Annotated in this window: 2 protein-coding genes; both read right to left on the bottom strand. The window is 40.3% G+C overall.

Annotated features, from left to right (window positions below):
- Window positions 1-213: CNNM domain-containing protein (locus tag CVN76_RS01420; protein WP_442857526.1), on the bottom strand; the 213-nt coding region annotated here is incomplete at its 3' end.
- Window positions 214-399: 186 nt separating this feature from the next.
- On the bottom strand, window positions 400-874 hold a 475-nt coding region (locus CVN76_RS01415), incomplete at its 5' end, for a MerR family transcriptional regulator (protein ID WP_232732049.1).

Genomic DNA, 874 nt, shown 5'->3' with positions numbered 1-874 from the left:
CCCTAGAGCCGTTACGGTAATCCCCAATTGGCACGCTGATAAATATTCATCAATATGGGTTGTTACTTTTTTTGCTGCCAAAGCACTTCTATGCCCCTCTTCAATCAGTTGGTTGATGCGGGAACTTCTGACTTTAACGATGGCAAATTCCGAAGCAACGAAAAAAGCGGTCAATGCTATTAATACAGCTACTGCTAATAATTTTATAAAAATCTCCAATATGTGCGGGTTGACCAGGCATGGTGACCATCCTTTAAACAAAGGGAATGGACATGCACGGTATAATCCCAAGCACCTCCTGTATAAATGGTTAGTTTCATTCCTGCATGCACCAAAACCATTTAGCCTATATCGTTATCATGCACCTTTGCACACTAAACTATAGGGGATAAATTTCAATCATACCAGCAAAACTAACAATGATTGGATTAAGGCCATGCTTTCATGGGAAATCTGTTTTTTTAAAAGAAGTTCATTTTTTTCGTCCTGCTTGATCAAGGTGATGACTTCTTGAAGTTCCTCGTTCAAGCCATCCAATTTGCTTTTCAGTTTAAGTCCTGTTTCTTCAATCGCTGATGCGGTTTCCAAATCTTGTTTAAGTAATTCTTTTATATCTTCCAATGATAGGTTTTTTCGTTTATATCGCTCGATCAGGCGAAGCCTTTCCAGTTCACCGAGTGAATAATAACGGTAATTGGAGGCGGAACGTTCTGCTTTAAGCAAACCTAAGTTTGTATAATAATCAACGGTTCGTTTCGTAACTTTCGCCATTTCCGCCAACTCGCCAATTTTTAATGTCTCGTTCCCAACATAACCCCTCCAAACCGTCGCGTGATGGTTTGGGCATCCTCGAAGATTCATGCCCTTACACCTT

It is taken from the genome of Bacillus sp. mrc49, assembly GCF_002803435.1.
The sequence above is the reverse complement of the archived record's forward strand: the minus strand, read 5'-3'. Positions and strand labels throughout refer to the sequence as shown.